Origin of the sequence: Amycolatopsis sp. NPDC051106 (assembly GCF_040682775.1) — a bacterium.
Taxonomy (GTDB): domain Bacteria; phylum Actinomycetota; class Actinomycetes; order Mycobacteriales; family Pseudonocardiaceae; genus Amycolatopsis.
In genome coordinates this window covers 46075-64359 of the sequence record NZ_JBFBBQ010000001.1, presented here as the reverse complement: position 1 = coordinate 64359, position 18285 = coordinate 46075, and the positions used below count along the sequence as shown (strand labels likewise).

General features: G+C 71.6%; 16 protein-coding genes. 11 read left to right on the top strand and 5 right to left on the bottom strand.

Going from position 1 to position 18285, the window contains the following annotated elements:
* The first annotated feature begins 85 nt into the window (after window positions 1-85).
* The 5 genes from AB0M83_RS00265 (at window position 86) to dnaB (ending at window position 5236) form a co-directional block, all read left to right on the top strand.
* Window positions 86-436, top strand: a complete 351-nt coding sequence (locus AB0M83_RS00265; RefSeq protein ID WP_364510127.1) for a hypothetical protein — start codon at window positions 86-88, stop codon at window positions 434-436.
* Entirely contained in the window at window positions 433-1068 is a 636-nt protein-coding gene (locus AB0M83_RS00260; protein WP_364510124.1) for a DUF3558 domain-containing protein, read from the top strand. Before AB0M83_RS00265 ends, AB0M83_RS00260 begins: the two co-directional genes overlap by 4 nt.
* A gap of 1 nt (window position 1069) precedes the next feature.
* A complete protein-coding gene (locus AB0M83_RS00255; protein ID WP_364510122.1) occupies window positions 1070-2443 on the top strand; it encodes a hypothetical protein in 1374 nt (457 codons plus the stop codon).
* Window positions 2444-2539: 96 nt separating this feature from the next.
* Window positions 2540-3328: an ESX secretion-associated protein EspG gene (locus tag AB0M83_RS00250; protein WP_364510120.1), complete on the top strand. Its 789-nt coding sequence runs from the start codon at window positions 2540-2542 to the stop codon at window positions 3326-3328.
* 501 nt (window positions 3329-3829) lie between these two features.
* Window positions 3830-5236, top strand: a complete 1407-nt coding sequence (gene dnaB / locus AB0M83_RS00245; RefSeq protein WP_364510793.1) for a replicative DNA helicase — start codon at window positions 3830-3832, stop codon at window positions 5234-5236.
* Here the strand turns inward: dnaB and AB0M83_RS00240 are convergent.
* A complete protein-coding gene (locus AB0M83_RS00240) occupies window positions 5233-5685 on the bottom strand; it encodes a MarR family winged helix-turn-helix transcriptional regulator (protein WP_364510117.1) in 453 nt (150 codons plus the stop codon). The two genes, dnaB and AB0M83_RS00240, sit on opposite strands and share 4 nt — an antisense overlap.
* Window positions 5686-5753: 68 nt before the next feature.
* On the opposite strand from AB0M83_RS00240, the gene AB0M83_RS00235 reads away from it, so the two are divergent.
* Both AB0M83_RS00235 and AB0M83_RS00230 read left to right on the top strand, forming a co-directional pair.
* Window positions 5754-6152 carry a MarR family transcriptional regulator gene (locus AB0M83_RS00235; protein WP_364510114.1) on the top strand — a complete coding sequence of 133 codons (399 nt, stop codon included), beginning with the start codon at window positions 5754-5756 and terminating at the stop codon, window positions 6150-6152.
* Window positions 6153-6220: 68 nt separating this feature from the next.
* Window positions 6221-6991 (top strand): class III extradiol ring-cleavage dioxygenase, encoded by a 771-nt coding sequence (locus AB0M83_RS00230; protein WP_364510111.1) that lies wholly within the window; start codon window positions 6221-6223, stop codon window positions 6989-6991.
* Window positions 6992-7174: 183 nt separating this feature from the next.
* Here the strand turns inward: AB0M83_RS00230 and AB0M83_RS00225 are convergent, their stop codons facing one another.
* Together AB0M83_RS00225 and AB0M83_RS00220 are read right to left on the bottom strand one after the other, a co-directional pair.
* A complete protein-coding gene (locus tag AB0M83_RS00225) occupies window positions 7175-10486 on the bottom strand; it encodes a PE-PGRS family protein (RefSeq protein ID WP_364510108.1) in 3312 nt (1103 codons plus the stop codon).
* Window positions 10487-10693: 207 nt separating this feature from the next.
* Window positions 10694-11608 carry a hypothetical protein gene (locus tag AB0M83_RS00220; protein ID WP_364510105.1) on the bottom strand — a complete coding sequence of 305 codons (915 nt, stop codon included), beginning with the start codon at window positions 11606-11608 and terminating at the stop codon, window positions 10694-10696.
* Between the two features lie 234 nt (window positions 11609-11842).
* Here AB0M83_RS00220 and AB0M83_RS00215 point away from each other — a divergent pair, with 234 nt between their 5' ends.
* The 3 genes from AB0M83_RS00215 to AB0M83_RS00205 are packed head-to-tail and all read left to right on the top strand — an operon-like array spanning window position 11843 to window position 14870.
* Window positions 11843-13084 carry an AI-2E family transporter gene (locus AB0M83_RS00215; RefSeq protein WP_364510103.1) on the top strand — a complete coding sequence of 414 codons (1242 nt, stop codon included), beginning with the start codon at window positions 11843-11845 and terminating at the stop codon, window positions 13082-13084.
* The gene (locus AB0M83_RS00210) at window positions 13081-14217 is read left to right on the top strand and encodes a DUF5931 domain-containing protein (RefSeq protein ID WP_364510100.1); all 1137 of its coding nucleotides are present in this window, start codon (window positions 13081-13083) and stop codon (window positions 14215-14217) included. Before AB0M83_RS00215 ends, AB0M83_RS00210 begins: the two co-directional genes overlap by 4 nt.
* Before the next feature lie 20 nt (window positions 14218-14237).
* Window positions 14238-14870, top strand: a complete 633-nt coding sequence (locus tag AB0M83_RS00205) for a response regulator transcription factor (RefSeq protein ID WP_364510791.1) — start codon at window positions 14238-14240, stop codon at window positions 14868-14870.
* Window positions 14871-14873: 3 nt separating this feature from the next.
* On the opposite strand, the gene AB0M83_RS00200 is transcribed toward AB0M83_RS00205, so the two are convergent.
* On the bottom strand, window positions 14874-15824 hold the full coding sequence (locus AB0M83_RS00200) for a hypothetical protein (RefSeq protein WP_364510097.1): 951 nt from the start codon (window positions 15822-15824) through the stop codon (window positions 14874-14876).
* Window positions 15825-15995: 171 nt separating this feature from the next.
* Here AB0M83_RS00200 and AB0M83_RS00195 point away from each other — a divergent pair, with 171 nt between their 5' ends.
* Window positions 15996-16658, top strand: coding sequence for a DUF1707 domain-containing protein (locus AB0M83_RS00195; protein ID WP_364510094.1), 663 nt, complete (start codon window positions 15996-15998; stop codon window positions 16656-16658).
* Between the two features lie 73 nt (window positions 16659-16731).
* On the opposite strand, the gene AB0M83_RS00190 is transcribed toward AB0M83_RS00195, so the two are convergent.
* Window positions 16732-18132, bottom strand: a complete 1401-nt coding sequence (locus AB0M83_RS00190; protein ID WP_364510092.1) for an MFS transporter — start codon at window positions 18130-18132, stop codon at window positions 16732-16734.
* Window positions 18133-18285: the final 153 nt, after the last annotated feature.

Here is an 18285-nt window from a genome sequence, read left to right as displayed (position 1 = left end):
CCGCCTTCACGCGTTTCGGGGGAACCTCGGACACCCGGGCGTCGTCGTAGGAGAATGGAGCGGGACGCGAAGGGAGCGCACTCGGATGGGTAACGAGGTCACCATGTCCGCGCCGTCCGGCGGTGGGGGTTTCACGTTCGACGCCGACAAGATCGACGGCGTCATCAAGAAGTGGCAGGACCTGCAGACGGACCTGCAGAACGACGCCGCCGACGCCAACCTGATGGCCGACGTCAAGGCGCCCGGCAAGGAGTTCGCGAGCGGTGACTGGGAGAAGCTCGCCAACCCCTCCGGCAAGGCGTTCCTCGAGCAGAACCAGAAGATGCAGGAATACGTGAAGAACTACATCCAGGCCCTGCTCGACGCGAAGAAGCGGATCACGGCCGCGGACGCGGACCACACCGGCGACATCTCGAAGGCGGGGACGCAGGCGTGAACCGCCGTCTCGTGCTGCCCGGGCTCGCGCTCGCCGCGCTCGCCCTCGCCGGCTGCAGCACCACGACCGGCGGCACGGCCAACCCGGCCAACCCGGCCGCCACGTCCGGTACGCCGGACTCCGCGAGCAGCAGCGCGGACGGCGGCGGTGGCGACGGCGCGCCCAAGGTGTCGAGCCCGCTCGACCCGGCCAAGCTGAAGTCCGACCCGTGCTCGGTCCTCTCGGCCTCGCAGCGCTCGACGCTCGGCCTCGAAGACGGCACGCCCCGCTCCAGCTCGGCGGGCGCGTCCTGCGCCTGGATCTACACCGGCGACGAGACGCGCAGCAGCCGGATCGACATCGCGGCCGACCCGAACACCGACGGGCTCGCGGGGATCTACGACCTCTACGCCAAGGGCGGCAAGGACCAGTACGAGTACTGGGAGCCGGCCGACGTCTCCGGTTACCCCGCGGTGTACGCCGCGACCAAGGACTTCCGCGCCCAGGGGCAGTGCAAGCTGCTGGTGGGCGTGACGGACACCCAGGCCGTCCAGGTCTTCACGCAGATCGGCAACGGCCCGGGCGCGACCCAGCCGTGCCCGTACGCGGAGAAGGCGGCCGAGGCGATGATCCAGACCTTGAAGGAGGGCTGAGATGCTGGAACTGGTGCTGCTCGGCGGGTTCGCCGCGTACAACATGGCCACCACGCACTCGGACGACCACACCTCGCAGCAGGGCGACCGCAAGATCGACTGCTACGACATCTGGCACCAGATCACCACCGGCCCCGGCACCGGCTCGATCCAGAACGGGCAGTCGGCGGCCAGCCGGCTGAAGGGCGCGTACGCGGACCGGCTCACCACGATCGACACGCTGGCCAAGGAGATGGACGCGGCCTGGACCGGCGGCGGCTCGGAAGCGGCGCAGAACGCGGGCGCGCACCCGCTGCGGGTGTGGATGGAGGACTCGGGCACCAAGCTGACCGCCTCCGACAAGTACCTCGGCGAGCAGAACAACGCGTTCACGACCGTGCACGCGCAGGTCCAGGAAGTCCCGAAGGACCCGCCGAAGAACAACCTGCTCAACGCCGTGACGCCGTGGACGACCGACACCGACCGGGCGATCCGCGACTACAACGCCAAGGGCCAGGCCAACGTCGACGCCTTCAACACCTACTACAAGGCGAGCAACGACAACGGCCAGAACATGCCGACGTACTCCGCGCTCAAGGGGCAGCAGGAGACCATCAACGTCGACGACGGCAAGAAGAAGAAGCCGGACGACGGCAACGGGAATGGCGACGGCAACGGAACCGGGAACGGTACTGGGACCGGGACCGGGACCGGAACGGGCACCGGCGGTGTGAACATGCCGGGGCCGGGCGGCGTCCCGTCCTTCGGCGGCCCGCCGGGCACGCCCGGGGGCAGCTTCGACCCGTCGAAGGTGCCAGGCGGGAACTTCGACCCGTCGAAGGTGCCGGGCTTCGACCCGTCGAAGGTGCCGAGCGGCAGCTACGACCCGTCCAAGATCCCGGGCGCGGGCAACTACACCCCGCCGAACTTCAGTGATGGCACCAGCGCATCCGGTTTTTCGCCTTCGGACGTGCCGGGCATGCCGGGTTTCGGCCCGGGCAGCGCGCCGAACTTCTCCGGCGGCGGAGGCGGCGGCGGGGGGTTCGGGCCCGGCGGCGGCTCGGGCGGCATCGGCGACCCCACGGCGGGCTTCGGCCCGGGCGGCGGCGCGGGCTTCGGGCCCGGCGGCTCGACCGGCGCGTCCCTGCCGGGCGGCGCGGGCGCGTCCGGCGCGGGCCGGGGCGGCATGGGTGCCGGCGGCGCGCTGGGCGCGGGCGGCGCGGCGGCCGGGCGCGGCGGTGCCACCGGCATGGGCGGGATGGGCGGCATGGGCCACGGCGCCAAGGGCCAGGGCGGCGGCGACGAGGAACGCACGTCGAAGTACCTGCTCGGCGAGGACCCGAACGACATCTTCGGCTCCGACGAGCTCACCGCTCCGCCGGTCATCGGCGAGTAGCGCACGCGAGACCGCCGGGCGCGTGCCAAGATGGGCGCGCCCCGGCTTCGCGCGGGTTCACCTTCACTGACTTCGATCTTCACTGGGGGAAGAGCGGTGCTGGACAGGCAGGTCACCATCACGACCGGCACCTTGATCAACCTGATCCGGCGCCGGGGCGGCGAGCCGCACACGGTGCTGTCCGACAAGCCGACCTGGTACAGCGACGAGGCCCAGCGCGCCGAGGACGAGCGGGTCAACGCCGAGCTCGCCAAGGCCGGGCTGTTCGGCTCGCGCGGCATGCACCCGGGGTTCGTCGCGACGGTCGAGGCCATCGCCCGGCCGCAGCTGGAGTACTACGGCTGGATCGACGGCGGGTACCAGGGCAAGCCGGTCAGCTACCGGCTGCTCGGCGGCAGCGCCGGCGGTGAGGCGTTCGTGCTGGCCAAGCACGAGGAGCTGGACGTCGTCGTGCTGGAGTCGATCCAGCCGCACGAGCTGCTCGACGGCTTCCTCGGTCAGATCCCGAAGCTGGCGCCCGGGCGCGGGACGCCGCTCGCCGTGCCGAAGAGCCAGATCGAGGGGACCGCCCGCCGCGACGAAGGCGGGTACGCGGTGCTTCGCAACGACCGCCCGGCCGAAGGCTCGCAGGAGGTCGACGAGCTCCGGCGGATCCTGGCGCTACGCCGGATGGGGAGCGGCAGCCTCTACGTCGCCGCCCGTAACCGCAGCGGGGCCTGGCGCCGCATCGAACGCCCGGTGAACTACATCGATACGTCGGAAGGCCGGTGGCTGACCGAAGAGGTTCCGGGGCGTGGGGAGAACCGGATCGCCTTCACCCCGGCCGACCAGCGCGTTCTCGCTGAGCGGTTACGCAGCGCACAGGGCCGGCTCACCGCGGCCTGATCGCCGGCCGTTCAGCCCATCGAGTTACGGCTCTACCCTCCGTGATATTCATCCACAGGCCGTGTGGGTCAATGGTCTTCGACTGGTCCACGACACGCCGAACAACGGACTTCACGCGACACGCCGGACGAGTTTCAGGGAAGTTCTCCACACCTTGTTCACAGCCTTTGACCTGCGGTTTCCCCAAAGCCGATCAAGCTTGTCCCCAACTTGTCCACAGCTCTCGCGGCACCTGTGACTGGTTACCCCCATTCATCCACAGGTTGTCCACAGAAGGGTCCCCATCCGGAATTGCCATCCGCCTTCCGGGGGATCTAGCGTGCCCGCTCGGGCCTGTACTCACGGTGGCGCCCGGCGTGCCTCCGAGAGCCGGACGACGTTCTCGCCGATCATCGGGGGACACGTCCGGAACGGTCAGGCACGAGCCGGCCGCGTGCTTCGAGAGCGAAGATCCGGCATACTCGAACTAGTGTTCGACACGACGAGGAGGTGTCCGGGGCGGTGGCGCTGACCGACGACCGCAGTCCGATGTATGCGGAGAACGACCCGGGTCCGAGTGACCCCGGCCCCGGTGGCGGGTTCGACCGCCAGCCGCCGCAGGACATCGCGGCCGAGCAGTCCGTGCTCGGCGGCATGCTGCTGTCCAAGGACGCGGTCGCCGACGTCATCGAGGCGCTCGGCCCCGACGACTTCTACAAGCCCGCGCACCAGGCGATCTACGACTGCGTCCTCGACCTCTACGGCCGCGGCGAGCCGGCCGACCCGATCACCATCTCGGCGGAGCTCGAACGCCGCGGCGAGCTGGGCCGCGTCGGCGGCGCGCCCTACCTGCACACGCTGATCGCGACGGTGCCGACGGCGGCGAACGCGGGTTACTACGCGGAGATCGTCGCGGAGAAGGCGGTGCTGCGCCGGCTGGTCGAAGCCGGCACCCGGATCGTGCAGTACGGCTACGGCGCGGCCGCGGCCGACGGCGCGAACATCGACGAGGTCGTCGACCGCGCGCAGGCCGCGATCTACGACGTCACCGAGCGCCGGACCAGCGAGGACTACGTCGCGCTGGAAGAGCTGCTGCAGCCGACGATGGACGAGATCGACGCGATCGCCTCGCGCGGCGGCCAGTCCCAGGGCATCCCGACCGGGTTCACCGACTTCGACGAGCTGACCAACGGCCTGCACCCCGGGCAGATGATCATCGTCGCGGCGCGCCCCGGTGTCGGCAAGTCGACGCTGGGCCTGGACTTCGCGCGGTCGGCGTCGATCCGGCACGGCCTGACCAGCGTCATCTTCTCCCTGGAAATGAGCCGGACCGAGATCGTCATGCGCATGCTCTCGGCCGAGGCGAAGATCCGCCTCGCCGACATGCGCGGTGGCAAGATGTCCGACGACGACTGGACGCGGCTGGCCCGCCGGATGAGCGAGGTGTCCGAGGCACCGCTGTTCGTCGACGACTCGCCGAACATGACGATGATGGAAATCCGGGCGAAGGCGCGCCGGCTGAAGCAGCGCAACGACCTGAAGCTCGTCGTCCTCGACTACCTCCAGCTGATGACGTCCGGCAAGCGCGTCGAGTCGCGGCAGCAGGAAGTCTCGGAGTTCTCGCGGCAGATGAAGCTGCTGGCCAAGGAGATCGAGGTCCCGGTGATCGCGATCAGCCAGCTGAACCGTGGTCCCGAGCAGCGGACGGACAAGCGCCCGATGCTGTCCGACCTCCGTGAGTCCGGCTCCCTGGAGCAGGACGCCGACCTCGTCATCCTGGTCAACCGCCCCGACGCGTGGGAGCGCGACGACCCGCGCGCGGGCGAGGCGGACCTGATCATCGCGAAGCACCGTGCCGGCCCGACGGCGACGATCACCGTCGCCCACCAGCTGCACTACAGCCGCTTCGTGGACCTCTCCCACGACTAACCGAGGGCGCTGTACCCGCGGACGAACGCCGTGAGGAGCCGGCCGAAGTTCTCGCGGTCCTCGTCCGGCCAGTCCGCCATGACCTCGGCGAACACCGAGCGCCGGAAGGCGTGCAGCTCGTCGAGGTGCGCCTGGCCGGCCTCGGTCGGCACGAGCACCGCACGCCGTCCGTCGCGCTGATCGGCTTCGCGGCGAAGCAGTCCCTGCTCGACAGCGCGCGCCACGAGCCGGCTCGCGCGCGGCTGGTCGACACCCATCGCCGCGCTCAAGGCCGTCACCGTGCCGGCTTCGCCGCGTTCGGTGAGCTCTTCGACGACGTCGAGCAGCTCGTGCACCGGGTCGTGCGCGCCCTGGCCGCGGGCCTTCCCGATCCGGCTCAGCGCGCGCCGCTGCTGGCTGCGGCGGATCGCGATCATGGCGCGCTCGACCTCGGCCACGGCGTCCGTCATGGTTGCTCCACCCTCCGAACTACATGTACTTTTACATGTAGTTGTTCCTCGACATATTCGGAGTCTTCATGAAACCCCTCGGCTGGTGGCTTCGCCACGTCCACGAGCTCCTCGAATCCTCCATGGCCCGGGTCCTCGACGCCGAGTCGCTGACCCGCCGGCACTGGCAGGTACTCAACACGATCGCCCTCGGCGCCCGCACGCCGGAGGAGGTCGACGCGGCACTGGCGCCGTTCGGCCCGGCAGCCCACCAGCTCGCCGACCTCCGGGCTCGCGGCTGGGTCACCGCAAACGGCGAACTCACCGAAACGGGCCGCGAAGCCCACGCCCGCGTCGAGCAGCGCGTCGAAGCCTTCCGCGTCGCGGTGACCGACGGGATCAGCGACGACGACTACCGCACGACGATCCGCACCCTCGAGCGTTGCGCGGCGAACCTCGGAGGTCTCGGAGGTCTCGGAGGTCACTGACGGAATATCCCGGGAGGCCGGCGCGTCAGGTACTCTAGTAGTTGAACTTTCAAGCACTGGAGCCGTCGATGACCCGCACCCCGGTCCTCTACCTCAGCCACGGAGCGCCGCCGCTCGCCGACGACACCACGTGGACCCGCCAGCTCGCCGCCTGGTCGGCCGACCTGCCCAAGCCCCGCGCGATCCTGGTCGTGTCAGCGCACTGGGAGGAGGCGCCGCTGACCATCGCGGCCACGACGACCGTGCCCCTCGTGTACGACTTCTGGGGCTTCCCCGAGCGCTACTACCAGGTGAAGTACGCGGCGCCGGGCGCGCCGGAGTTGGCGGAGAAGGTGCGGAAACTGCTCCGCTCGACCGACACTCCGGTGCACGACGCGCCGGAGCGCGGCCTCGACCACGGCGCCTATGTGCCGCTCGTCGAGATGTACCCGGACGCCGACGTCCCGGTGCTGCAGGTGTCGATGCCCTCGCTCGACCCGCAGGAGCTGTTCGACCTCGGCCGCAAGCTCGCGCCGCTGCGCGACGAAGGCGTGCTGATCATCGGCAGCGGCTTCTTCACCCACAACCTGAGCGGCATGGCCCGCGCCACCGACGGAACTCCGCCCGCGTGGTCGGCCGAGTTCGACCACTGGGGTGACGAGGTGGTGCGCGACGGCGACGTCGACGCGCTGCTCGACTTCCGGCACAAGGCGCCGGCAGCGGCGCTCGCGCACCCGCGGATCGAGCACTTCGCGCCGCTGTTCGTCTCCCTCGGCGCGACCGCGGAGGAGAAGTCCGGCCGCACGGTGATCGACGGGTTCTGGCACGGCCTGGCGAAGCGCTCGCTGCAGTTCTCCTGACCTTCCCGGGAACACGAACGAGCCCCAAGAGCCGGGTCGGCTCTTGGGGCTCGTCCTCTCCAGGGAAGGAGAGCTTCTTCGATCGTCAGGCACTCCGTGCGAGGAGACCTCGCGGCGCGGTGGAGTGCCTGCCGGGGTTGAGGGGCCGGGCGGGTCCTGGCTGAACCCGCCCGGCATCAGCAACTACTTGCGCTTGACCAGACCCAGCAGCTTCGCGAGGAAGCCGGTCGAGTCGAGGCCCGACATCGCCGGGACCTGCGCGGCCGGGGCCGCGCTGTCCAGCACCGGCAGCTTCGCGTTCACCGGCAGGGCCGGGGCGGCGGGCAGCGCGGCCGGGGCGGCCGGCAGTGCCGGGGTCACCGGCAGGGCGACCGGCAGCGTCGGGACGCCGCCACCCAGGGCGGGCAGCGCCGGCAGACCGGCGGTCGGCAGCGCGACGGGCAGGCCGGCGGTCGGCAGGTCCGCACGCTCGGTGTGCCCGGGGAGGACACCGCCCAGCCCGTTCACCGCGGGGGTGGGCAGGCCCGCCTTCGGCAGCGCCGGGGCACCGGCGAGGCCGCCCGCGGCCGGCAGCTGCGCCAGCTTGGTCAGCCCGGCCAGCGGGTTGCCCCCACCGGTCGGCAGGTCGGCACGCTCGGTGCCGAGGGGCGCGGCGACCGGCAGCGCGGGCAGGCCCTGGATGGGCAGGCCGGCGGTCGGCAGCTTGCTGGTCAGCCCGTCCACCGAGGGCAGGCCCTGGGTGGGCAGCCCGTCAACCGAGGGCAAGCCCTGGATGGGCAGCCCGTCGACCGGCAGCTCGCCGGTCAGGCCCGCCAGCGAGGGGAGACCCTGCGTCGGCAGCCCGGCGATCGGCAGCTTGCCGGTCAGCCCGTCCAGCGACGGCAGGCCCTGGGTGGGCAGCCCCGCGGTCGGCAGGCCACTGCGCAGCGCGGCCAGCGAGGGCAGCTCGTCGGCGGCCAGCTCGGAGCCCTCGACCGGGAACGCGATGGCGTCCTCGGCCTCGTCGATGCTCGTCATGTCCGTCGCGTCCGCGGTCGCGACCCCGAGCAGCTCGAGGGGCACGCCGAAGATCTGCACCGGCAGCGCGAACGCGTGGTAGAAGTTGTAGCCCGACAGGCTGGAGCCGTCGCCCGCGGTGACAGCTTCGCCACCGTTCTCCGTGGTCAGCGTGTTGTCGCCGATCGCGTGCGCCACGCCGCCCACGGTCACCGCGTCGCCGAAGAGCTGCGCGATCGCCGTGACCGGGAGGTCGAGGATGTTGCCGGAGATGGCGCCCTCGACACCCGAGGTGGTGTCGTCGCCCGCGTTCTCCACGGACGTCGTGTTGATCCCGGTGCCGCTGGCGACACCCAGCGCGCTGACGGCGTCACCGAAGACCTGCGCCACCGGCAGCGCGTCCACGCCGACGATGTTGCCGGCCACGCTGCCGCGGTCACCGTTGGTGGTGGCGTCGCCGCCCGCCTCCGACATCGTGTCGCTCGTGCCCAGGCCGTGGCCGAGGGCCGCACCCGCGACACCGTCGCTGAACAGCTGCGCGGCACCCGCGATCGGGGCCTTCACGATGTTGCCGGCCAGCGCACCGTCCTGCCCGTCGGTGAGGGCGTCGCCGCCCGCCGAGGAGTCGGTGATGTTGTCGTTCTCACCGGTGCCGATGCCCGCGAGGGCGGCACCGCTGCCGGCGGCCAGCACCGGGAGCGAGACCGGGGCCTCGATGATGTTGCCGGCGCCGGCGCCCGCGGGGCCGTTCGCCGTGACGTCGCCGCCCGCGTTGGACGTCGTGTCGGTCGAGCCCTGGCCGTGGCCCTGGCCGACGAACGCGCCACCGATGTTGGCGACCTGCACCGGCAGCGAAGCCGGCACGGTGCCCAGGTTCGAGCTCAGGAAGCCGTTGTCGTCGTGGGTGCTGCCACCGCCGCCGCCGGAGACGACCTTGGTCTCGTCGGCCGAGCCGGAGCCCTGGCCGATGAACGAGCCGCCCACGCCGAAGACCTCGGCCGGGAGACCGACCGGCACCTGGACGACGTTGCCCGAGCCGGACGAGTCGTTGCCCTGCGTGCCGTCGTACGCCCCGGCGGTGACCGTCTTGTCCTCGGTCGCCGAGCCGGACGCGTTGCCGATGTGGCTGCCGCCGATACCGAAGACCTCGGGCGCGCCCGCGGTCTGGGTGTTGACGATGTTGCCGCCGAGGACGGAGCCGTTGCCCTTGGTGTAGCTGCCGTTGCCCGCGTTGGCGTCGGTGGTGTTGTCGTGCGCGGCGTTCGCCTGGCCGATGTAGGTGCCACCGATGCCGAAGGCCTCGACCGGCAGTGCGACCGACGGGTTCAGGACGTTGCCCGACGCGCTCGCGTTGTCACCGGCGGTCTTGACGAAGCCGCCCGAGTCGACCGTGCTGGAGGAGCTGCCGGTGTCGGGGATGCCCGCCGAGGCGTTGCCGATCCACGAGCCCGCGACACCCGCGACGTTCGCGATCGGGGACAGCGAGGCCGCCCCGCCGTTGCCGGACAGGAACGAGTCGTTGCCGCTCGTCTCGAGGTAGGTCGGGATGCCGAGGCTGCCCTCGCGCGTGTCCCCGGCCGTGGCGTCGGCGGAGGTGTCGCAGCCGTCGGAGTTCGACAGCGCGCCCCACACGGCGCCCGAGTTGCAGTTGAACTTGACCGGCAGGGCGATCGGCGCGCCGACCACGTTGCCCGATCCGGCGCTCTGGTCGCCGGAGCTCAGCAGCGAGCCACCGGAGGTGGCGACGGTGTCGGCGGAGTAGCCGTGGCTCTGCCCGTTGCCGAGCAGGTACGAAGCGGCGTTGCCGGTCACCTGCACCGGGGTGGCGAGCTGGCCCGCGACCACGTTGCCGGAGAGGGAGGAGCCGTCGCCGTTGGTGTCGACGTCCCCGGTCTCGGTGGTGCTCTGGCTGGCCGACCCACCGGTCACGCGGCCGGTGCCGCCGGCGACGCCGCCGCCGTTCCCGGCGATCTGCACGGGGAGCGCCCAGTCGAGGGCGACCGCGTTGCCCGCGAGGCTGGAGTCCTGGCCCGTCGTCGCGATGTCCTGGTTGTGGTTCCAGGTCTGCGTGTGGTCGCCGCCCTGGACGTTCGCGTCGCCGATCACGCCGACCGCGTTGTCCACGATCTGGATCGGGACGACGACGTCGCCGGTGACCTTGTTGCCCTTGAGGTTGTTGTGGCTCGGGGTGAACTTGCCCCCGAGGGTGCTCTGGTTGATCGGGCTCGCGTCGTCGAACTGCTTGGCAGCCTCGTTCGCGGCGTTGGTGACCGGCTTGGTGCTCAGCTCCGTCTGCCCGGCGGGCAGGTCCAGCTGGCCGAAGGGGGTGCCGACCGCGTTGTTGGCTTCCTGGATGGGAGCCGTGACGTTCAGGTCGAGCGGGGAGGCCGGGGCGTCGGGGTTGACGTTCTCGTCAGCCGAGGCGATGCCGGTACCCAGCATCAGCAACCCACCCGTGACAAGTGCGGTCTGGAGTCCGCGCTTTGCCCACGTCTGCATGGGGTTTTTCTCCTTTATTTCGGGTTCCCTTGCGGGCTTATGGGGGTGCGCTCGTCGAAGTCGAAACGGGTCCGAGCCGCACCGAGGGGGAAGGAATTTCGTGCGGGCGCGAGAAAGCGCACCGCCATGTCACGGGTATTTCGCGGACGCGGGCGCCGTCAGAGGAAGACGGGCTTGGGCGCGTCAGCGACCCGTGAAGGGAGGTGTTCAGTCAGGAGTGACGCCGGGCTGCTCGCCCGGGGTGCGCATCGCGGTGCGCAGGCCGGCGCGGCTCATGGCCGCGACGGCGGAGTCGACGGCTTCGGTCGTCCAGAACGGGACACCGAAGTTGAGGCCGTCGAGGTGACCACCGGGGGCAGTGCTGCCACCCGGGGCGGTGGGGACGAGCGGTGCGACCGGAAGCTGCACCGGGGCCAGCGGGGACGGCAGGTCACGGTGCCCGTTGCGGAACTTGCCCGCGGCACCGGTGCCGTCTTCGTGCTGGAAACCCTGCGGCGCCGGGAGCGTGGCTCGCGGCGCGGCGGGGAGCTGGACGGCCGAGACGGCGGCCGTGTCCGTGGTCTGGCCGACGCCCGTGGTCACCGACTCCTGCTCGACCGGGGAGAACCCCGGGAGCGGAACCAGGTCGCCGTGGCGGGCCGGGTCGAGCAGCTGCCACACGTCGTGGCCGGGCTCGGGGGTGAAGGTCTGTTCGAGGACCTGGCGGGTGTCCTGCGGTTTGCGGACGATGTGCTCGACCGCGCCGAGGGTGCGGTGCGCCGGGCTCACGACGGCGTCCTCGGCGAGGTCCGACACCGAGTCGCCGACGTGGTCGGAGACCTCGTGCCCGAGAACGCGGGCACACGGCTCGCTCCACGCGGTGGCGTCCTGGTGGCAGCTCGACGCGGAGACGTCGCCGGCCGCGTTCGCCGCGCCGGTGTTCACGTCGCCGAGGCTGCCGCTCGCGGCCTCGGCGATCGGGGCAGTGCCCACCTCGACGGTGTCCGCGGAAGCGGTGGCACCGGAGACGAGCCACGCGGCGGCGGTGCCGGCGACGGCACCACCGAGGACGAGCAGCGCACGCGACACGAGACGGCGGGTGCGCTGAGCGCCCTGCCCCTCGTTCGTCGCGGTGTCCGCCACTCGCCGTCTCCTCGCACTGGGTGGGTGATCGATCGGCAACATTGCGTTGCGAAAGCGACCTAACCAAATGCGCGACGCGGCGCGCACCCCCGACACGACTTGATGCCCCCATCGTGTGAACGACACACTGTGTAGCCCGGCCTGACGGCGGGTGATCACCCCTGGCAGCGATCGGTGCGGACGCGGCCGCGGGGAAAGCGGCCGAATCGGACGCCCAGCCAGTACGGTGGGTCAGTGAGCCACGCGCGACGCGAAGATCCGTTCCTGCCGGAGCACGAGGACATCACCGGGCTGATTCCCCGGGGCCTGCGCATCAGCGCGGCCCTGGCGTGGCGGTTCATCGTGGTGGCCGCCGCGCTGTACGCCGTGGTCTGGGTGATCGGCTACCTGTCCGTCGTCATCATCCCGCTGTCCATCGCCCTGCTGCTGTCCGCGCTGCTCGCGCCGGCGGTGCAGAAGCTGGTCGCGGTGCGGTTCCCGCGCGGGCTGGCGACGGCGATCGTGCTGGTCGCCGGGCTGGCGGTGCTGGGCGGCCTGCTGACGTTCGTCATCACGCAGTTCTCCTCCGGCCTGCCCCAGCTGCAGAAGCAGCTCAACGACAGCCTCAACCAGATCAAGGAGTGGCTGCTCAACGGCCCGCCGCACCTGCGCCAGGAGCAGATCCAGGACTTCATCAACCAGGCGATCGGCTTCATCCAGAACAACCAGGCGTCCATCACGACGACCGCGCTGACGACAGCGAGCACCGTCGGCGAGATCCTCACCGGCTTCCTGCTGACGCTGTTCATCACGATCTTCTTCCTCAGCGGTGGCGAAGGCATCTGGACGTTCCTGGTCCGCGCCGCACCGCGGCGGGTCCGCAACCGCGTCGACGTCGCCGGGCGCCGCGGGTTCGCGTCGCTGGTCAGCTACGTGCGGGCGACGGCCGCGGTCGCCGTGGTCGACGCGGTCGGCATCGGGGTCGGCCTGTGGATCGTGGGCGTGCCGCTGGTGATCCCGCTGGCGACACTGGTCTTCATCGGCGCGTTCATCCCCATCATCGGCGCCGTCATCGCCGGTGGTGTCGCGGTGCTGATCGCCCTGGTGACGAACGGGGTCATCGGCGCCGTGATCGTGCTGGCCATCGTGATCGGCGTGATGCAGCTGGAAAGCCACATCCTGCAGCCGCTGCTGCTCGGGCGGGCGGTGAAGCTGCACCCCCTGGCCGTGGTCCTGGCCATCACCGCCGGCCTGGTCGCGGGCGGGATCGCCGGCGCGCTGCTGGCCGTGCCGCTGCTGGCGGTGCTGAACGCCGGCGTCCGGTCGCTGCTGCACGAGACCAACCCGGACCCCGCCGAGGTCAACGTCCTCAAGGACCAGGCCGCGCAGCCGAACGACGCCGAACCCGGCGGCCCGAAAGCCGAAATCGCGACGGTCGCCGAGGAGGAAGCCGGGTCGTCGACGGACGAGCCGCCGAAGCGCACCGACGAGCCGTGACCACGCGGCGGTCACCGGACCCGATCACGCCGATGTGGCGTGGGGTGCTCGCGTTCCGCGTGCTCACCTGGGCGTTCGCCTTCGGCACCGTGATCGTCCAGAGCGGGAGCTACCAGCGTGAGTGGCTGGCCTGGACGGTTCTCGGCGTGATGGCCGCGTGGACGGTCGCCAGCAGCTTCCTCTACCTGCGCGAGCGGACGCGCCCGCCGGCGCTGGTGGTCTTCGACCTCGTGCTCACGACCGCACTGCTGCTGACCTCGCCGTGGGTGCTCAGCGACGCGCAGTTCACCGCGAACGTCCCTCTCATCACGACGGTGTGGGCGGCCGTGCCCGCGGTCGCCGCCGGCGCGCGCTTCGGGGCGAGCGGCGGGGTGCTGGCCGGGCTGGTCCTCGGCGTGGCGACCGGGCTGGCGCGGGAGAAGTTCGACATCGACATCGCCCGCGACGGCGTCCTGCTCGCCGCCGCCGGGCTGCTGGTCGGCATGGCCGCGACGATGGGACGGCGGTCCGCGGCGCGGCTGGAGCAGGCGCTGCGCAAGGAAGCGGCGACGGCCGAGCGGGAGCGGCTGGCCCGGTCGATCCACGACAGCGTGCTGCAGGTGCTGGCCCGGGTCCGCAAGCGCGGCAACGAGGTCGGCGGGGAAGCGGCCGAGCTGGCGAAGCTGGCCGGCGAGCAGGAGATCGCGCTGCGGTCGCTGGTGACGACCGAGCCGGTGCGGCCGAACCACAGCGGCACGACGAGCCTGCGGGCCGCCCTGCAGCTGCTCGCGACGTCGTCGGTGCAGGTCTCGACCCCGGCCGACGACGTCGAGCTGCCCGCCCACGTCACCGACGAACTGGTCGCCGTGACCCGCGAAGCGCTCTCGAACGTGGAGAAGCACGCGGGCGCCGGCGCCCAGGCGTGGGTGCTCCTGGAAGACCTCGGCACCGAAGTCGTGGTGAGCATCCGCGACGACGGACCGGGCATTCCGGACGGAGTTCTCGCGCGAGCGGCCGCGGACGGGCACCTCGGTGTGGTGGAATCCATCCGGGGGAGGGTGCGCGACCTCGGCGGGAGCGCGACCCTCGACACCGGACCCGGCCGGGGCACCGAGTGGGAAGTCAGGGTGCCGTGCACGAGGAGTGCGAAGTGAGCGAGGAGCGGATCTCGGTGATGGTGGTCGACGACCACCCGATCTGGCGCGACGGAGTGGCCCGCGACCTGACCGAGCACGGCTTCGACGTGCGGGCGACCGCCCCGGACGCGGACGCGGCGCTGCGGATCGCGCGGACCGTCCGGCCGGACGTCGTGCTCATGGACCTCAACCTCGGCACCACGTCCGGGGTGGACGCCACCCGCGAGATCACGTCGGCGCTGCCGTCGACCAAGGTGCTGGTGCTGTCCGCGAGCGGCGAGCACAAGGACGTCCTGGAGGCGGTGAAGGCCGGCGCGTCCGGCTACCTGGTCAAGTCGGCGTCCGCGGCGGAGCTGGTGGACGCGGTGCACCGGACCGCGGCCGGCGACCCGGTGTTCACCGCGGGCCTGGCCGGGCTGGTGCTCGGCGAATACCGGCGGATGGCCGACGCTCCCGCGGAAGGCGCCGAGCCGCCGCGGCTGACCGAGCGCGAGACCGACGTGCTGCGCCTGGTCGCGAAGGGGCTGACCGCCCGGCAAATCGCCGAGCGGCTCGTGCTGTCGCACCGGACCGTGGAGAACCACGTGCAGTCGACGCTGCGGAAGCTGCAGCTGCACAACCGCGTCGAGCTGGCCCGGTACGCGATCGAACACGGCCTCGACGAGGAGTAGCCCTCAGGGCAGCACGGCGAAACCGGACCAGTCGCTCGTCGGCAGGGCCGCCTTGCCCAGCCGCCACGCCGGCTCGCCCGGGTGCCAGGCGGCGAGGACGCCGTCGGCGAGCACGAGGTCACCGGAGGCCGACCAGTCGAAGCCGCCCCCGCGTTTGAGGTGCTCGGTGACGAACGGCATCGCCGCGACGTGCTCCCAGTCCGGCCCGGCCAGGCGCAGCAGCCAGAGGTCGCGGGTCTGGGTGCTCGTGCTCCGGTAGGCCGGGTCGGCGAAGTCGACGGCCCAGATACCGCCGTCGCGGGAGGGCACGACGGTGGGCGTCCGCGCGACCACCGGCCGGCTGAGCTGCCGCCGGCTGTTGTCCCGCAGGTCGACGAGGGTGAACTCGGTGAGGCCGTCGAGGAGCATGTGGTCGCCGGCGACACCGAGGATGCGCGGTGACTGCTGGACCGTGCGGCCGCTCTCCGGATCGATCAGCGCGTCCGTCGACTCGGCGCTGTCGGAGTTGATGGTGATCAGCAGGCCGTGCGCGGTTTCGCCGCGGACCTGGGTTCGGCAGCTCGCGGGCCGGCCCTTGCCGGACTCGCCGCCGGAAAGCGAGACGTGCTGCAGCCGGCAGGTGTCCGGCGCGTCCTGGCGGATGACCCATACGCCTTCGCCACCCTTGTCCGGGGCGACCGACCAGGCGCGGCCCAGGGAGCGCGGCGGGCTCGCGGGGCCGGTGTAGCCGAAGATCTCGAAGGGGTCGTCGTGGCCGCCGCCCACCGGATAGGCCGTGAAGACAGCGTGCGTCCCGACCCGGACGACGCTGTACCCGACGTCGCCGCCCGGGTAGCCCGGCGGCGTCCCGGCGGGGCCACTGTCGGCGTCGAAGACCGTGGGACCGGTGGTGGGGAGCAGCACGGTGATGCCGATCCCGCCGGTCGCGGGGACGCCGAGGAGCCCGTCCGGCATCGTCTGCGTGGTGGGCGGCGGCGCGCTGGAGCTCGGCGCGGGCGGCGGCGGTTCGCTCGTGCACGCGGACAGCAGAACCAGCGCAGCCCCGAGAGCGGCGCCGCGGAATACGGGTCCGTTCAGGGTTTTCCCCCGATCTCCCTGGTGGAATCCGGTTCTACCATCATGAGCATGGGCGAGGAAGAGACTGCGGCGACGGAACCGGTGACCGAAACCAAGCCGTTGGGCGAGCGCGATCTTCGGGTGTCGGACGACGAGCGCGAGCACGTCGTCGGGGTGCTGCAGAAGGCGATCGGCCGCGGGATGATCGACCTCGACGAGTTCACCGAACGCACCGACCGCGCGCTGGCATCGCGGACCCGCGGGGAGCTGAACGCGGTGCTGGCCGACCTCGCCGGGCTCTACCACCCGGCGGCCGCGACCGCGGCGGCTCCGTCGTACGCGCCACCGGCGGGCTACGGCGGCTACCCGTCCGGACGGCGCTTCGAGCTCAACGCGAAGTATTCGTCGCTGGTCCGGAGCGGGCCGTGGGTGGTGCCGCCCGAGATGGTCGTGCGCAACAAGTACGGCTCGACGAAGCTCGACTTCACCGAGGCCCAGGTGCAGTCGCCGGTGGTGCACATCGAGCTGGACGCCAAGTGGGGGTCGGTCGAGGTGATCATCCCGGAGCACGCGGCGGTCGACGTCAACTCGATCACCGACGTCAAGTTCGGCTCGCTGGAGGACAAGACACGCAGCAACGGGCACATGGGGAACCCGCGCTTCGTGCTGAGCGGCCGCGTCCACGGCGGTTCGCTGGTCATCCGGCACCCGCGGCGCGGGTTGTTCGGCTAGCCGGGGTCCCTCTGCCCCCGGCGTCAAGAAGGCCTCCCCACCCAGGCATCGGGTGGGGAGGCCTTCGCGCTGTTCAGGCGGCCCGGAGGTTCCTCGCGACGAAAACGACGAGCACGGCGAACGCGGCGGCGGCGAGCCCGGCGACGACGTGCAGCCCGCTGGGCAGGCCGTGCGCGCGGACGACGGCGTTGCCCAGGGTCCCCACGGTCGCGATGCCGAAGGCGTAGCCGAACTCGTTGACGGTCTGGGCCAGCGACGCGGCGGCGCCCGCCTTGCGCTCCGGCACCGAGCCGACGACGAGATCGGTGCCGAGCGCGACCATCGGGCCGACGCCCAGCGACGTCACGGCGAACCCGAGCGCGGGCCACGCCGGCCCGGCGGCGGGGTCGACGAGGGCGAGGATCGCCATGCCGGCCGCGGCGAGGGCGACCCCGCCGGCGATGAGGACGTTCGGCTGCACCTTGCGCGCGAGGGCGGGCGCGGCGAGGAAGCTGACGGTGGAGGCGGCCATCCCGGGCAGCAGCCCGAGCGCGGCCCCGACCGGCGAAAGGTGCTGCGCGACCTGCAGGAACTGCGCGGTGAACAACATCGTGGTGCCGCCGAGCATGCTGAACAGGAGCATCCCGCCGAGCGTGGTGCGGAAGGCCTTCGCGGCGAAGAGGCTGAAGTCGACGAGGGGGTCCTTCAGGGCGCGTTGCCGCTTGTAGAAGACGTACCCGACGACCAGGCCGGCGCTCAGTGCCGCTGCCGGAACGACGTGGAAGCCATCGCGGGCGAGTTCCTTGACGCCGTAGACGGCGGGCAGGATGGCGCCGAGGGAGAGGACGACGCTGGGGAAGTCGAGCCGGCCGGCCTGCTCGTCGCGGTATTCGGGCAGCAGCTTCGGCCCGATGACCAGCAGCAGGACCATGGCGGGCACGCCGAGCAGGAAGACCGAGCCCCACCAGAAGTGCTCGAGCAGGAGACCGCCGACCATCGGGCCGATGATGGCGCCGACGGTGAAGCAGCCGGCCCAGATCCCGATGGCCTGGGCGCGTTGCTGCGGGTTCTTGAAGAGCGTTCCGATCAGGGAAAGGGTCGACGGAGCGAGCGTCGCCCCGGCGATCCCGAGCACGGCCCGCGCGGCGATGAGCATGCCGGCGCTGGTGGAGAAGGCCGCGGCGACGGAGGCGACCCCGAAGGCGGCGGCGCCGATGAGCAGCAGCTTCCGCCGCCCGATCCGGTCACCGAGGGTCCCCATGGTGACCATGAACCCGGCGACCATGAAGCCGTAGGTGTCCATGATCCAGAGCTGCCCGGTGCCGTCGGCGTGCAGGCTGCTCGCGATCTTCGGCAGCGCGAGGACGAGGACGAAGACGTCGAGCGAGACGAGCAGGGTCGGCAGGGCCAGCACGGCCAGCCCGATCCACTCCCGGCGCCCGGCCCTCGCCGTCCCGGCCGGCGCTCCGACCGGCGCTTCGGCGGTGATGGTCATGGCTGCTTCCTCTCGGCTCGGTGGTGCTTTCACCACTTCGTCGAGCGGGGTGCGCCGGAATCGACAGCTCGGCCGAGGTTGGCCGGAAAAGCCGTGAAGGCCGCCTCGGTGGGGAGACGGCCTTCACGACGGGTTGTCCACACCCCTCGGTCA

Bases quoted from the DNA above. Each gene is read 5' to 3' on its own strand.
- AB0M83_RS00265 (WP_364510127.1), top strand. From the start codon at position 86: ATGGGTAACGAGGTCACCATGTCCGCGCCGTCCGGCGGTGGGGGTTTC.
- AB0M83_RS00190 (WP_364510092.1), bottom strand. From the start codon at position 18,132: ATGACCATCACCGCCGAAGCGCCGGTCGGAGCGCCGGCCGGGACGGCG.
- AB0M83_RS00205 (WP_364510791.1), top strand. From the start codon at position 14,238: ATGGTGGTCGACGACCACCCGATCTGGCGCGACGGAGTGGCCCGCGAC.
- AB0M83_RS00200 (WP_364510097.1), bottom strand. From the start codon at position 15,824: ATGCCGGACGGGCTCCTCGGCGTCCCCGCGACCGGCGGGATCGGCATC.
- AB0M83_RS00235 (WP_364510114.1), top strand. From the start codon at position 5,754: ATGAAACCCCTCGGCTGGTGGCTTCGCCACGTCCACGAGCTCCTCGAA.
- AB0M83_RS00195 (WP_364510094.1), top strand. From the start codon at position 15,996: ATGGGCGAGGAAGAGACTGCGGCGACGGAACCGGTGACCGAAACCAAG.
- AB0M83_RS00230 (WP_364510111.1), top strand. From the start codon at position 6,221: ATGACCCGCACCCCGGTCCTCTACCTCAGCCACGGAGCGCCGCCGCTC.
- AB0M83_RS00255 (WP_364510122.1), top strand. From the start codon at position 1,070: ATGCTGGAACTGGTGCTGCTCGGCGGGTTCGCCGCGTACAACATGGCC.
- AB0M83_RS00225 (WP_364510108.1), bottom strand. From the start codon at position 10,486: ATGCAGACGTGGGCAAAGCGCGGACTCCAGACCGCACTTGTCACGGGT.
- AB0M83_RS00240 (WP_364510117.1), bottom strand. From the start codon at position 5,685: ATGACGGACGCCGTGGCCGAGGTCGAGCGCGCCATGATCGCGATCCGC.